This is a genomic window from Ruegeria sp. H9, assembly GCF_056532915.1.
The window spans coordinates 681,027-694,694 of sequence record NZ_JBQFNX010000001.1 but is presented as its reverse complement, the minus strand read 5'-3'; the positions used below and the strand labels follow the sequence as shown (position 1 = coordinate 694,694).

16 protein-coding genes are annotated in these 13,668 nt (G+C 55.9%); 6 read left to right on the top strand and 10 right to left on the bottom strand.

Annotated elements, in window-relative coordinates; all coding sequences use genetic code 11:
• The first annotated feature begins 125 nt into the window (after window positions 1-125).
• The 3 genes from ACR0CZ_RS03130 to ACR0CZ_RS03120 all read left to right on the top strand — a co-directional run bounded on the left by ACR0CZ_RS03130 (window position 126) and on the right by ACR0CZ_RS03120 (window position 2,736).
• Entirely contained in the window at window positions 126-413 is a 288-nt protein-coding gene (locus ACR0CZ_RS03130) for a hypothetical protein (RefSeq protein WP_170398948.1), read from the top strand.
• On the top strand, window positions 385-1,086 hold the full coding sequence (locus ACR0CZ_RS03125; RefSeq protein ID WP_170398951.1) for a winged helix-turn-helix domain-containing protein: 702 nt from the start codon (window positions 385-387) through the stop codon (window positions 1,084-1,086). The genes ACR0CZ_RS03130 and ACR0CZ_RS03125 overlap by 29 nt, the downstream gene beginning before the upstream one ends.
• Before the next feature lie 90 nt (window positions 1,087-1,176).
• Window positions 1,177-2,736 (top strand): DUF427 domain-containing protein, encoded by a 1,560-nt coding sequence (locus ACR0CZ_RS03120; RefSeq protein WP_170398954.1) that lies wholly within the window; start codon window positions 1,177-1,179, stop codon window positions 2,734-2,736.
• Between the two features lie 119 nt (window positions 2,737-2,855).
• Here the strand turns inward: ACR0CZ_RS03120 and ACR0CZ_RS03115 are convergent, their stop codons facing one another.
• The 6 genes from ACR0CZ_RS03115 to ACR0CZ_RS03090 all read right to left on the bottom strand — a co-directional run bounded on the left by ACR0CZ_RS03115 (window position 2,856) and on the right by ACR0CZ_RS03090 (window position 6,543).
• Window positions 2,856-3,653: a DUF1217 domain-containing protein gene (locus ACR0CZ_RS03115; protein ID WP_170398956.1), complete on the bottom strand. Its 798-nt coding sequence runs from the start codon at window positions 3,651-3,653 to the stop codon at window positions 2,856-2,858.
• Entirely contained in the window at window positions 3,650-4,051 is a 402-nt protein-coding gene (gene flbT, locus ACR0CZ_RS03110; protein WP_170398959.1) for a flagellar biosynthesis repressor FlbT, read from the bottom strand. The genes ACR0CZ_RS03115 and flbT overlap by 4 nt, the downstream gene beginning before the upstream one ends.
• Window positions 4,051-4,425: a flagellar biosynthesis regulator FlaF gene (gene flaF / locus ACR0CZ_RS03105; RefSeq protein ID WP_170398962.1), complete on the bottom strand. Its 375-nt coding sequence runs from the start codon at window positions 4,423-4,425 to the stop codon at window positions 4,051-4,053. The genes flbT and flaF overlap by 1 nt, the downstream gene beginning before the upstream one ends.
• A 77-nt stretch (window positions 4,426-4,502) precedes the next feature.
• The gene (locus ACR0CZ_RS03100) at window positions 4,503-5,720 is read right to left on the bottom strand and encodes a flagellin N-terminal helical domain-containing protein (RefSeq protein WP_170406757.1); all 1,218 of its coding nucleotides are present in this window, start codon (window positions 5,718-5,720) and stop codon (window positions 4,503-4,505) included.
• Between the two features lie 210 nt (window positions 5,721-5,930).
• Entirely contained in the window at window positions 5,931-6,278 is a 348-nt protein-coding gene (locus tag ACR0CZ_RS03095; protein ID WP_170398969.1) for a flagellar export chaperone FlgN, read from the bottom strand.
• Window positions 6,271-6,543, bottom strand: coding sequence for a rod-binding protein (locus ACR0CZ_RS03090; RefSeq protein WP_170398972.1), 273 nt, complete (start codon window positions 6,541-6,543; stop codon window positions 6,271-6,273). The genes ACR0CZ_RS03095 and ACR0CZ_RS03090 overlap by 8 nt, the downstream gene beginning before the upstream one ends.
• Window positions 6,544-6,658: 115 nt before the next feature.
• Between ACR0CZ_RS03090 and ACR0CZ_RS03085 the strand changes: the two genes are divergently transcribed.
• The 3 genes from ACR0CZ_RS03085 to ACR0CZ_RS03075 are packed head-to-tail and all read left to right on the top strand — an operon-like array spanning window position 6,659 to window position 9,479.
• Window positions 6,659-7,888 (top strand): flagellar hook-length control protein FliK, encoded by a 1,230-nt coding sequence (locus ACR0CZ_RS03085; RefSeq protein WP_170465548.1) that lies wholly within the window; start codon window positions 6,659-6,661, stop codon window positions 7,886-7,888.
• A gap of 3 nt (window positions 7,889-7,891) precedes the next feature.
• Entirely contained in the window at window positions 7,892-8,557 is a 666-nt protein-coding gene (locus tag ACR0CZ_RS03080) for a flagellar hook capping FlgD N-terminal domain-containing protein (protein WP_170398978.1), read from the top strand.
• Entirely contained in the window at window positions 8,508-9,479 is a 972-nt protein-coding gene (locus tag ACR0CZ_RS03075) for a phosphotransferase family protein (protein ID WP_480502901.1), read from the top strand. The genes ACR0CZ_RS03080 and ACR0CZ_RS03075 overlap by 50 nt, the downstream gene beginning before the upstream one ends.
• Here ACR0CZ_RS03075 and ACR0CZ_RS03070 read toward each other — a convergent pair.
• The 4 genes from ACR0CZ_RS03070 to ACR0CZ_RS03055 are packed head-to-tail and all read right to left on the bottom strand — an operon-like array spanning window position 9,474 to window position 13,604.
• Complete coding sequence (locus tag ACR0CZ_RS03070; RefSeq protein WP_170465550.1) at window positions 9,474-10,775, bottom strand: NAD(P)/FAD-dependent oxidoreductase; 1,302 nt, start codon at window positions 10,773-10,775, stop codon at window positions 9,474-9,476. The two genes, ACR0CZ_RS03075 and ACR0CZ_RS03070, sit on opposite strands and share 6 nt — an antisense overlap.
• Window positions 10,772-11,590 (bottom strand): ABC transporter permease, encoded by an 819-nt coding sequence (locus ACR0CZ_RS03065; RefSeq protein ID WP_170398984.1) that lies wholly within the window; start codon window positions 11,588-11,590, stop codon window positions 10,772-10,774. Before ACR0CZ_RS03065 ends, ACR0CZ_RS03070 begins: the two co-directional genes overlap by 4 nt.
• Window positions 11,587-12,477: an ABC transporter permease subunit gene (locus tag ACR0CZ_RS03060; RefSeq protein WP_170398987.1), complete on the bottom strand. Its 891-nt coding sequence runs from the start codon at window positions 12,475-12,477 to the stop codon at window positions 11,587-11,589. The genes ACR0CZ_RS03065 and ACR0CZ_RS03060 overlap by 4 nt, the downstream gene beginning before the upstream one ends.
• Window positions 12,477-13,604: an ABC transporter ATP-binding protein gene (locus ACR0CZ_RS03055; protein WP_170398990.1), complete on the bottom strand. Its 1,128-nt coding sequence runs from the start codon at window positions 13,602-13,604 to the stop codon at window positions 12,477-12,479. Before ACR0CZ_RS03055 ends, ACR0CZ_RS03060 begins: the two co-directional genes overlap by 1 nt.
• Window positions 13,605-13,668 lie beyond the last annotated feature (64 nt).

Genomic DNA, 13,668 nt, shown 5'->3' with positions numbered 1-13,668 from the left:
GATAACCTGACACTGCGACCACCCCGTTCAGACAAGCAATAACGGCATACTGTTATTCAATATCAGCACCACAAACCCCCTGAGGTTATTGAATATCCACCCAACCCATGCGCAGGATGCAGCCCATGAAACAGATCCTCTCTTCTCTGGCTCTGACGGCCCTGATATCGGTTGGGTCGCAAGCCATCGCGGCAGATTGCTATGCCGACTACAAGGCCAAGCAGGACAATCCCTTACGCCTGCACTATGGCGTCATGCAGGTCTCAAGCTGCGATAAAGGCTCGGCCCGGAAAGAAGTCGCCAAGCGGCTGAAATCAAACGGCTGGACCCTGCTGAACGTGATGACCGTTTTCGAGGCGGGTGGATTGGATCAAAGGAAGGCCAATGCCGGAAAATACTATCTCCGTTACTGAGGCGCGTCGTTCGGGGGTTCGGCTGGTTGGTCTGGGGATTGCGGCAATCGTCGCGATCCTGGTGACTGCAGCGGTTTTCCTGTTCTGGACGCTACCGGACGCAAATGCCTTCAACGCGCGGGTTGAACGGCTGTTTGTCGAGGCTGACCTGACCTCGCAATCGGAAATCCGTCTGCTCGAGATTCTGGCGCAATCGGGCACCGCCTTTGCCGATACGCTATCCAGCTATCGAATGGTCATCTTCGTGCTGTTGGTCTTTGCCAGCGCCATGCTGATCACCGCGCTTGTTTTTCTGGTCATGCTGGTTCTGCTGAACCGCCGCATGGCCCAGATTGAGCGGACGGGGATCCAGGTAACATCCCTGCTGATCAGCCGTGAAGAGAATACCGTTTATCTCAACAACATGGATTTTAAGTTGACCCCCGCCGCGATGGAAACGCTTTCGGTTCTGGCTGAATCCCGGCTTGATGACGAGGTCCTGTCGGGTGCCCAGATCGAAGCGATGATCTCGGGCAGAAACGCTGCAGATTGCGATGAGGCCGCTGGGGCAACCCGGATCAAACGCCTGCGCGACGCCTTGGGAAATCAGATGGTCAGTGAGCTGCTGGTGAAGAACATCGCCAAGAAGGGCTATATGCTATCGATTGAGAAAGACGTTATTCAAATGGTCTGAGGATGCCATTGCGGTAAAATCTACGTGCGCATCTTGGAATTCTCGCCCTCAAGACCCATGATATAAGGGCTTGGCCAAGGGAGGTTGCAGATGAACGTCCATGCCACACCGAATGTCAAAGGCTATGGGATATCAGTTGAGCCGCTGCAGGGACGGATCGCGATCTACCGTGGTGATATACTCCTGGCCGAAAGCCACAACGCCAAAGTCATGTACGAAACGCGGCTACCTCCCGCGATCTATGTTCCGCGCGAAGACCTGTGCGTCGAACTCAGCCCTGAGACCGAATTGCAGACGTTCTGCCCCTTCAAGGGTACCGCAACCTATCACGACATTAGCCTACCGGAAGAGCGCCTTACGAACTCGATTTGGGCTTATGAAGACGCCTTCCCTGAAAGCGCGGCCATTCAGGGCCATATTGGATTCATGCCGGATACCGCGACGCGGATCGACCTCGGCGACAACCAACTGCGTCAACCCGACGATGGCAATATCAGCGGCCCCCTGATCGATTGGCTGATGCGCGGTGCGTCCGAAATTAACACTCCTGATGCCTTTACAAAAACGCTGGCCGAGAAAATGCTGGAACATGGCATCGCTATTCAACGCCTAAGCATTCTGGTCTGGTCGCTGCATCCGCTGATCGCAGGCAAACACTATATCTGGGAGAAAGACTCGGCTGAGATTTCGACCCACACTCCGACCTATGAAATTCATGATCACCCTGCCTTTACCAACAGCCCCCTGCGTCACGTTTCAAACGGGTTGGGTGGTGTCCGGCAGCGCCTGAACAACGACAATCCGCATAACAGCTTTCCGATCATCGAAGACCTGCGCGCAAAAGGGGCCACCGATTACGTTGCCATGCCACTGCCTTTCTCGGATGGGCGGACGAATGTCCTGACCCTGACTTGCGATCATCCCGATGGGTTCACGACTGAGAATCTGGGTCTGGTTTTTGAATGCTCTACTGTCATCGCGCGGTTCTACGAGGTCTTCATGCAGCGCGAAAACGCGCAGGTTCTGCTGGAAACCTATGTAGGCAAGCGCAGCGGTGCGCGCGTTCTGGGGGGCGAGATTCGCCGCGGTGATGGCGATGACATAGATGCGGCGATCATGTTTTGCGATCTTCGAAATTCAACCGCATTGGAAGAAAAACTGGGGCGTGATGACTATATCGAGCTACTGAATGCGTTTTTTGAGACAGTTTCAGGGATCGTGCACGACCATGACGGAGAAGTTCTGAAATTCATCGGCGACGCTGTTCTTGCCGTCTTCCCGGCGGGTGACGATGCCGCCAAAGCCCGATCCAGCGCGCAGCTTTCGGCAACTGAGATCGTCGAAAAACTGGGTGAATTGCGCAGTGACGGAAGTGATCATGATTTCGACTGCTCGATTGGTGTCGCCTATGGCCGCGTCACCTATGGCAATGTGGGCTCACGCGAACGGTTGGACTTTACCGTGATCGGTCAGGCCGCCAATGTCGCTGCCAGATTGGGCGAATATGGCAAAACCGTCGGACATAGAATTGTTGTCTCGCAAGATATCGAACCTGTTTGCAAACAGGCGATCCCTTTAGGGGCGATCAAGCTGCACAACGTCTCGCAACCGATCAAATCATTTGCCCTGCAAACTTCAGCCGATGCCTGATTTGGCAGTTCACTTCGCAAGAGTTGAACCTCAAATTGTGCCACCCACTATCTCGGATCGGTCAACCTATGGCCTTGCGCGAGATACCGTACACACCGTGTCTGGTTGACATCAATGGTTCAAAAACCACCGCCCAGCAGGATCAGAGCCGTCTGCGCAGGTGAGATCGTCTGTTGGATTTGATTGATCTGATTGCGGGCCAGATACGTGTCGGTCAACTTTTCGATTGCCTCACTTTCAGTGAACTGCGCCAGATCGGATGAACCCGTAACGCGCTGCAATCGATCTTTGAACACCTCAAGCTGCTTGTCGATATCCAGTTGCGCAAATGCTGAAGGCAGCCCCAATGCCGTTTCCATCATGCGGCGCAAGGGAGGCAGCCCCATCAGATCAAACCACCTTCTGTCCTCACTGCCACCCTGGCCAGCCAGATCGCGCAATGCATGCTGGGTGTACAACGCGATACGCATCGATTCATCTGCTTCACCAACCGAGATTTCAAATCGCGCAATCAAGTTGTCGTCAGCGATCTTTTCCATGGCGTCCACCAATCCGGTCTTGCGCACATCGCCGGGACCAAGTCCAAAGGCATTGGCAAAATCACGGTACCTGCCGTCGGCCAGCCTGTTCGCAAGCGCATCGTCAGCCTGCGTTCCATCGGACAAGATTTTTTGGACAAAATACCGATTGTCGAGATCACTTTCCAAGCCAAACGCACCCAATGCCACCCGCAACAACCGTCGGTCCGAAACCAGATCCTCGGCCGTCTGGACCTTGCCGATATTGTCTAGAAAATACCTTGAGTCCCGTTCATTGATCCCCGAGGCAGAATAGCTTTGAAGCTGCGCATCATAGGTACGCTGCAAAAAGCGCCAGCCAACCAGACCACCTGAAGGTATGACCGGCTGGAAGGTCACTGCTGATACGCCATCAGACGTTCTTCGCGCGGCAACAGTGAACGCAAGGCCTTTAAACACTTATAGTATTGCTCTGCCACCAATGCTTCAGTTGCGTTGGCAAGGACCCGGCGACTGTCGGCATCCGTGAAAACCTGGCTCAGCTCTTCCACGCGCCGCAGAAGTTGCTGGCGCGCCTGCTCAGGTTCGGTATCGCCTGACAGAACCAACTGCGCGGCATAGCAGACACGGCGTACCGGCGTGTTGACCTCTTCCGGGTGAATGGCATCGCGCAGGCGCAGGACATTTGCCTGAGGTGTCATGATCGAAAACCGACTGCGCCGATCCCCGTTTTCGATTACAACACCATTGATCAGAACCCGTTCCTTTGGGGCAAGTTTCAGGACCAGACCACCCATCAGTTGCCCCTCATTTGACGTAGCCCGCGCAACACGGCCATGTTGATCTCAAGCAGCGGCTCAACGGTCGCCTTGTTCGCCAGCACCTGGCTGCTGTGTTGTTCGGTAAACTCAGCCAAATAGAAAATCCGCGCCCGCAGATTGCTCGGCAGCCCGTTATCCGCATCCGCCACATCGGTTGCCAGCACAGTCCACAGGCGGCGATTTTCGTGCAAGGCTTGAACGAACCCTCCGAAATCAGCCGCTTTCCGCGTGGAAGCAGCCTTCAACCGATGTGTAATCCTGGAAATCGCCTCATACTCTGTATCCCGAGGTGTTCGCGTCGGTGCAGCAGATTGCGCATAAGCGCGGTGAGCAAGCGTTTGCGGTGTCACTTGAAATCCTTCCAATTGTCCTTCAACGGGCGATCAAGTCCGGGGCACGGCGTGCGTGCCCCGGATCAGTTCCAAAGTTAACGGAACAGCGACAGGATGGACTGTGGCGCCTGGTTCGCGATCGATAGCGATTGGGTTGCCAGCTGTTGCTGGACCTGCAACGCTTGTAGTCGCGCCGAGGTTTCTTCCATGTCAGCGTCAACCAACGAGCCGATACCGGATTTGAACGAGTCAGACAGGTTCGAGATGAACTCTTTCTGGGTCTCGATCCGACCCTGCGCCGAACCAAAAGCCGCCGAGGCATCAATCGCAGTATCGATGAGGCCTTCGATCGCGCCAAGCGCTGCGGATGCGCCGGCAGAAGTCGACACATCAATCGAGGCCAGAGCGCCTAGACCGCCAGAGTTCGCATTGGCATATTGACCGCTGATCTGCAGCGAATCCGACCCTTCGTTGGTGATATCGAGTTGCGCAGCATTCGTACCCGGATCATAGACGACCGAAACATTGGCATCCGAAGCTTCGATGGCAGCTTTTAGCCCCGCAGCGATGATCTCTTCGGGCGCGTTGCCTGCGGCGATATCCTCAGCCCGGACTGTATAAGACGCGACATCGTCGCCCAGTCGGACCGTGAAAGTATCGCCAGCGGACAATGTGCCCGGATCAGCGATCACGATGCTTCCATCATCATCGCTTCCGCCGTTTCCATCCAACGAAAATCCGAATGCGTCGGCCGTATCCGCAGTGACCCCGTCAGTTCCAGTGAACACGTCGGCAGCAGTGTAACCACCTGTCGACAGGTTTTGCGCCGATACGCTAATGGAAGACGCTGTCACGTTGCCTGCATTGTCTCGATCCAAAGAGGACAGAATGCTTGCGCCAGCCCCACCGTTCACCAGATTGAGGCCATTGAACTGGGCAGCGCCGACAACCGATTCGATCTGATCCCTGAGCGCGGCCACATCGGTGTTGATCTTAGCACGATCAACGTTGTCTTCTTGCGCCGCAACGATCTTGCCTTTCATCTGGTTCAGCAGATCCGTCACAGTTTCTGAGGCGTTTCGAGCAACTGCGACAGTGGATTCACCCAAGGCCAGGCTGTCCTTGATCGCATTGAAGCCGTTGACGTCTGATTCCATCACCTTTGAGATGGCCCAGACAGCCGAGTTATCCTTGGCTGTAGCCACATCCTTGCCGGTCGAGATCGCGTTTTGCGTCTGTGCGAGGTTCTTGTTGACCGATTTGAGAGTTTGCAGCGCAACCATTGCGCCATTGTTCGTCAGAATGCTGGACATATTTGTCATCCTCTTAGCGTTCGGGCGCGTTTGACGCCCATGTTGGACCCACCAAACCGGCAGGCATTCTGTCGTTCTGACCTGTGCGTCGTGCCTTGTGGCCTTCGCGCCACCCGTTGTTTCAGGTGCATCGCCACATTTGCCCCCGATCTCCTAACGGAGTGCTAAGACGGGCAAATCCGATATCTCGAATTTGAATCAAACCTGATGCTATGCCCGTTTTTCCAGCTTTGCCCGCGATCGCAAGGCAAACCCACTACGCTGCCCCGAGGCGTCATAAGTACTGAACTCCTGCCGGACCTGTTTCAGTTCCGCCATTCGGTCCGCCACAGCCCGAATACCCTCGGCCGCACTATTCAAAAGGGCTTGATTGCGCACGACCTTCGTCTGGATCCGGATCAGATCATCGCTTTCCAACACCTGCAGATCATTTATTGCATCGATCAGATTCTCTTTTTCAGGCACCAATCGATCCAGATCGGTCAAATCCCCCTGAACCAGGGCTGTGCGCTCCAGATCCAAAAGGTCTTCCAGTGCCTGAATCGGATCTTTATCCATCGGACTTCTCCATCATTGCATTGAACAAAATTTCCGAAAGGCCGATTCCACCCGCCTTTGCCATTTGCTGTGCCTGCTGTTGCACCAGAAACGAAGCAAACTGATCTTCGCCTGCGCCACCGCCAAATGAACTTCGTGCTTGGCCGAGTCCTGCTGACTTGAGCATTTCAGCCAGAAAAGCGGCTTCCAGCTCAACAGAGGCGGCTTTCAGCTTCTGTGGAATCTGGGCGGAGTGCATGGTCGCACTGGTAGATGTAATCGTCATCGGATTCTCCGAAAATTGCTATGAACTTTCTCGATCAAAGGGGAAAGCGGTTAAAATAAACGTAACTTCCTGTGGGCACAGTGCCGGCCAGATCAAAGAAACCCCGGAGCGAAAAATGACCAACCCGCTGACGATCATGTCGCTTGCATCTGCCACGGGTGACAAACCGGGGGCATCTCAGGGTAAAGAGCGTGATACCAAAGGTGGGTTTGCCTTTGAGGAAGTGCTCAATGAGGATGTCGAACAAATCGAGTTGAAGGATGTAGATCCGTTTGTGGCTGATTCAAACCTGCCATCCGAACAATCAGAAATTCCATCTGTTTCTACGGCAGATTCAACTGAGACAATCAAAACCGACAAACTAGAGCCCGCCCAACTGCAGGTGGCTGCGCAAGAGGTCGCAGATGCGCCGAAACACCACGCAGATTTTGCCGTCGGTGAGACGAACCATGTTGCCGCTCCACCCAGCCCGGTACAGCAAATTTCGCAGTTGGCCTCTGAAAACTCAACGCTAAGACAAAATGCAGGCTCGCCCGAAGCGGCTGCCCCAAGGCCTGACGCAAACGTTCTTCGAGCGCCAACCCAAGTTCCGATCCCTGATGTTAGCGGAAATGGATATCTACACCATAGGCCGGCCTCACACGCGCTAAATGCTAGCTTTGTGGGGGATACGTTTTCGAAACTGGAACCGCCAAGTCCCGAACCAGAGGTGCCACTCGTCGCACGCGTATTTGAGCCTACAGAGGCTCGAATAACCCAGCAAACTGTCATTTCTGCCGCCTTGAAACCGCAGACAACAGCTTGGAATCTCGACCGGGCTCCGGGCGATGCTATTGCTGAAACGGCGATCAGCGCGGAAGTTGATGACCTTTTTGCCGTCAAAGATACCGCGGTGGGCCACACGATACGCGACACGACGCAAGCGATGCCCGTCGCCGCAGCCCGCGCGGAAACGGCACGCACGATTGCGGGGCAACTGGCCGCTTCGATTTCGACCCGACCAAATACCGGTGGCGTTGAAATAGCCCTGAACCCCGAAGAGCTTGGGCGCGTATCAATCACGCTCAACGGTCGAGAAGACGGGTTTCATCTATCGATCGCGGCCGAACGGCCCGAAACACTGGACCTGATGCGGCGACACATTGCGGTCCTATCGGCTGAGTTCGAAAGGCTGGGTTATGGGGATCTGTCGCTTGATCTTAGCATGTCCGGGGACTCGTCCCAGCATGGTGACCTATCAGAGCCTGACCCTTCCTCAGAAACGGTCGAAATGGTTCGCGACGCGGACCATAAGGCGCCCACACTCCCGGCTGGCCCTGAACGGGGCCTTGATATGAGGCTTTAACTAATGATTTCAGCGACCAATTCAGTGACCGCAACGGGTGCAAATCCCGGCGCAAACAACAATTCGGAACGCTCGGCACTGACGTCAGATTTCGAGACCTTTCTGCGCATGCTGACCGTGCAGGCGCGCAATCAGGATCCGCTTGAACCTCTGGATTCCTCCGAATATGCCTCTCAGCTGGCGCAGTTCTCGATGGTCGAACAACAAGTCAAAGCCAATGAGCTTCTCTCCGGTCTCGCGCTGACAATGGGGGCAGTCGATCTTAATCAGCTCACCGGGTGGGTTGGGATGAATGTCAAAACCGATGCACCGTTTCGCTTTGTAGATCAGCCTGTTCCGATTTTTGCACGGGCCGAACCCACTGCCGACCGGGCCGAGTTGGTCATCCGCAACGACCAGGGCACCATTGTCGATCGCATCCCTGTGCCTACCGATAAGGCCGAATTCGAGTGGGCCGGGGTCAGCAGTGCAGGTGATCCCTTTCCCGCTGGCAGTTACTCAGCTACATTGGAGAGCTTCAAAAGAGGTGAGTTACTAACCAGCACGCCCGCATCTGCCTTCGGTCGGGTGGTAGAGGCACAGGTCAGCGAAGGTGGCATCATCCTGAAACTGGAGAGCGGTGCAGAGGTGTCCGCCGAAATGGTCACGCAAATCCGCACGGGCGCTTGATCTGGAAGGCAAGGCGGGCCAAAGCTTGGCGCATCGCGACTCGCCCCCTAACCCGGTATCTGTCCTGTCTGATCATCACCAACCTCCCCCGGGTCTTGTTGCCCAGCTCAGCACCCAAGGTTTGATCCGCCACGACGTGACCTTCGAGGTGTTGTACGGTGGGCGGACCAATCATGTCTGGAAGGTTTTGTCCGGCACTAGTGATGCCGTGCTTAAGCTATACAGTACCGGGTTTCAGAACCCCTTGTTTCGCAACGATGCCCGGCTTGAGTCAGAATGTCTACGCACGCTCAACAGCTTTGGCTTCGTGCCCAATTTACGTGCCACGGGTTCCTTTGGAGACGACAGCTGGGTCTACTATGACCACGCACCGGGCGTCCCTTGGCAGGACGATGTTTCGGGCGTGGCCCATCTGCTTGGAAGGTTGCACCAAATTCCGGTCAATCTGGACCTCCCTAACGGCTGCAATGGCAGCGAAGATCTGGAACAGCATGCGTGTCAAATTCTGGCTGATTGCCACGCGGAAGAGCGGCGATCGTTGCTTGCAAAAAAACCTCAGGCCCACGTACCGCCGTTATCCGCGCGGTGCTTGATCCATGGCGATCCGGTCGCGGGAAACATCTTGCAATCGAAAAATGGGCTGACGCTGATCGATTGGCAATGCCCGGCCTTCGGTGACCCATGTGAAGACTTGGCGATATTCCTCTCACCTGCGATGCAGCAACTCTATCGGGGCGCGCCCTTGTCCGAGGCCGAAGAGACGCTGTTTCTTAAGGCCTACGACATACCCGATATCACCGAACGCTATCTGTCATTGAGGCCTTGGTTTGCCTGGCGCATGGCAGCTTATTGTCTTTGGCGGGCCGAAAACGGTGCGGCTGATTATGCCATTGGGTATGAGCTGGAAGTTGAGGCCTTATAGGTCCGCCAGACCCAGATACGCATAGGCTGGCGGCATGACAGCGCGACGCCAACGGCCAAAGGGAAACCGCCCCGGCGTACCCGCAATGGGCGGCGGAATGTCAGCAGGTTGCCCCAGCACCAGTCGCGCCAAAGCACGACCGCAATATGTTCCCATCGCCACGCCATTGCCGTGGTAAGCAAATCCTGCAAACATCCCCGGATGCTCAGCAACCGGGCCCACAAAGGGCACAAGGTTCCGGGCAAGGCAAACCATGCCGGACCACTTATTTGTGACATCGACCGTGTCCCAGGCGGGGAACATCCGCCTGAAATCCCCGAAGGCCTTTTGCCGAATGCGCGCCTCAGCCCCAGGGGATGAAAGCAGCCCCCCTCGTGTCCCAAACAGAAATCGTCGATTGGGCATCAATCGGAAATAGTGCAGCAAATTACGCGTGTCATAGGCCATCTGATCCGACGTCCAGCCTTGCGCCTGCAGCTCGACATCAGTCAGAGGCCGCGTCACAAGAACCGTTGACTGTGCAGGCATATAACGCGCGGCCAACCAGGGCGGCAGATCCTCGCTTGAGTAGCCATTTGTGCACACCAGAACGTTCGAAGCACGAACGTGACCCGCAGGCGAGGTCAGCACGAATCCCGAGGCGGTCTGTTTGATCTGCGTGATCGGGCTGTTCTGGAACAGAGTTGCGCCCTTTGCCTGGGCGGCGCCAGCCAAACCGAACAGATACTTTCGGGGGTTCAGGGCAAAGCCAATTGGCGTTGTATAGCCGCCGAAAAACGCACCGCCTAACCCAAGGCTCCTCAGTTCGCCGATTTCGTGCAATTGTCCGGCCGGATCGGCCGACCGGCGCAATCGTTCCATCGCACGCCGTGAATGGGCCAGTTGAGTTTCACCCTTGGAATGCGTTTCGGCGTCGATTTGGTTATCACGCAGAAGGTCAGCAACCAGTGAAACGGCGTCTTCTTCCGCTTGGTAATAGGCCTGCGTTGCCACCTGACCATAGCGACGGGTCAGGCCAGCCTTGCTGAGCTTTGACCCGCCCAGACAACAAAAGCCCCCGTTTCGACCGGACGCCCCCCAGCCCGGTGTTTCCGCCTCGAACACAGCGACCGAAACCCCTGCCTCGGACAGATGCAATGCGGCGGACAAGCCGGTAAATCCGCCCCCGATGACGGCGACATCAACGCTGATATCGTCTTCGAGCTTTGGCCAAGCAGGGGTCGCGATCGTCTCGTCCCACCAACAACCCGCGCGTGGCGCAGGTCCGTAGGCGTAATCAGGAAATATACGCCTCATTCAGCGCTTGCCGCGGCCAACTCATCCTGTTTCTGCCGAACCATCGCCCGCTTGGTCACCAGGGACGCGGTAATAACGCCCACCGTGACAACCGCGATCATTAACGTCGACAGCGCATTGATCTCGGGACTGACGCCCAAACGCACAGCCGAGAAAATCTTGATCGGCAAGGTGGTGGCAGAAGGCCCAGATGTGAACGAGGCAATCACCAGGTCATCCAGCGACAGGGTGAAAGCCAGTAGCCATCCTGAAATCACCGCCGGAGCGATGATCGGCAGGGTGACCAAGCGAAACGCCTGCGCAGGAGAACAGCCCAGATCCAGTGCGGCCTCTTCCAGCGATCGATCAAAGGTCACAAGGCGCGAGGACACTACGACCGAGACAAAACACATCGAAAACGTCGTATGCGCCAGTACGATGGTCAGGATACCCCGATCCAAGCCAATTCCAATGAACAGCAGCAGCAGCGACAGACCCGTGATCACTTCGGGCATCACCAGAGGGGCATAGATCATCCCGGAAAACAGCGTTCGCCCAAAGAACCGCCCACCGCGTACCAGAACATAGGCCGCTGCGGTGCCCAGAATCGTGGCCAGCGTTGATGAAAATACGGCAACGCGCAGCGTGACCCAGGCTGCATCAAGAAAGGCTTCGTTCTGCATCAACTCGCCGTACCATTTGGTCGAAAAACCGGCCCAAACAGTGACTAGCTTGCTTTCGTTGAAGCTGAAGATGATCAGGATGATCATCGGGATATACAGAAAGGCAAATCCCAGCGTCAGTGAGACAGTGTTGAACCAGCTCAGCCTGTTCATTGTTCTGCCTCCGTCTGCTTTTGCTGGTTGCGCTGGAACAGCACAATCGGGATCACGAGGATGAGCAACAGAACCACGGCCACCGCGCTGGCGACGGGCCAATCGCGGTTCGAGAAGAACTCTTCCCACAGCACCTTACCGATCATCAAGGTCCCCGATCCGCCCAGTAGCGAGGGGATTACGAATTCCCCAATCACCGGAATCATCACGAGGAAGCAGCCCGCGATAATACCGGGGCGCGACAAGGGGATTGTGATCAACCAGAATGCCTGCAGACGCGAACACCCAAGGTCTTCGGCGGCTTCGATCAGCGACCCGTCCATCCGTTCAAGCGACGAATAAATCGGCAGGATCATAAAAGGTAGGTAGGTATAAACGATACCGATATAAACTGCGGTATTCGTGTTCAGAATGGTCAACGGGGTCGAGATGATGCCCGTCCACAGCAACAATTGGTTCAGATAGCCTTCGTTGCTGAGGATACCCATCCATGCGTAGACCCGGATCAGGAACGAAGTCCAGAACGGAAGGATGACCAGCATCATGAATGTAGGTCGCCACTCTTCAGGTGCGCGCGCCATCGCATATGCGATCGGATACCCGACAATCAGCGTCAACACCGTTGAGATCAGCGCGATCTTTACGCTGGACAGATAGGCCTTCCAATAAAGATCATCTTCAGTGAGCCAGACAAAGTTTTCCAGATCAAGCTGGCTGAAGAATTCCCTGATACCCGCCCAACCTGCGGACAGGTCCAGCGTCGGAGTGTAGGGCGGAATGGCAAGTGCGGTGTCTGAAAGCGATATCTTTAGGACGATAAAGAACGGCACCAAGAACAGTGCCAGCAACCAGACATACGGGACAGCAATAAGAACAGCGCGGCGCATCAGTTTTCCAGCAGAACTGCGGCAGTCGCTGTCCAGGACAGCCAAACCGGGTCTTCCCAGGTGAACGAGCGGCGCGAGATGCGGCGGGTATTCGCTGTTTGCGCTTTGATAATCGTGCCGTTTGGCAGTTCGACATGATAGGTCGACAAGTTGCCCAGATAGGCGATGTCATGCACCTTGCCCTGAATGGCGTTGATCGCATCGACCGGGCGCTCGGCAGAGATCGCGACCTTTTCAGGCCGGATCGCCAGATGACAGCCCTGACCATTGGACAGTTGGGTCGCAGAAGATGCCGCTAACGGGGGCTGCCCTTCTGCCCACTCAATCTGATAGCTTTCGTCGCCTGCTGCGGTAGCGCGTCCCTCAATGATATTCACATCCCCAATGAAATCAGCAACATAAACCGAGTTTGGCGTCTCATAGATGCGATCTGGAGTGGCCACTTGCATCAGTTTGCCCTGATCCATCACGGCCACTCGGCTGGCAACGGTCATCGCCTCTTCTTGATCGTGCGTCACGATGACAAAGGTCGTGCCGGTTTTTTCCTGAATGTCCATCAACTCGAACTGAGTATCCTGACGGAGTTTCTTATCCAAAGCGCCCAAAGGTTCGTCGAGCAATAGCAGTTTTGGTGCTTTGGCCAATGACCGGGCCAGCGCAACGCGTTGGCGTTGACCACCCGAGATCTGGTGCGGCTTGCGCCGTGCGAACTGTTCCAGCCGGGTTAGGCGCAGCATCTCATCGACCCGCTCTTCCAGATCGCGCTTGGGCATGTTGTCCCGGCGCAGGCCAAAGGCGATGTTGTCCCAGATGCTGAGATGAGGAAACAGCGCATACGACTGAAACATCATGTTTACCGCCCGTTTGTTGGGCGGGATCGGGTCGATATCTTGTCCGCCCAGAAGGATGTGACCATCGGTGGGGGTTTCGAATCCGGCCAGCATCCGCATCATCGTGGTCTTGCCGCAGCCCGACGGGCCGAGCAGCGCAAAGAACTCACGCTCGTAGATATCCAATGAAAGATTGTCGATTGCGGTGAATGCGCCAAAACGCTTGGTGACGTTCTGGAACTGGATCAAGGGTTTCGCCTGCGGGTCATCCCACGGCGCAAAGACTTCAGAATTCAAGGCGGCCCCCGTTTATCGGTCAGGATAAAAATGGCGCAAGGCAGTGGGCCCGCCTTGCGCTTTG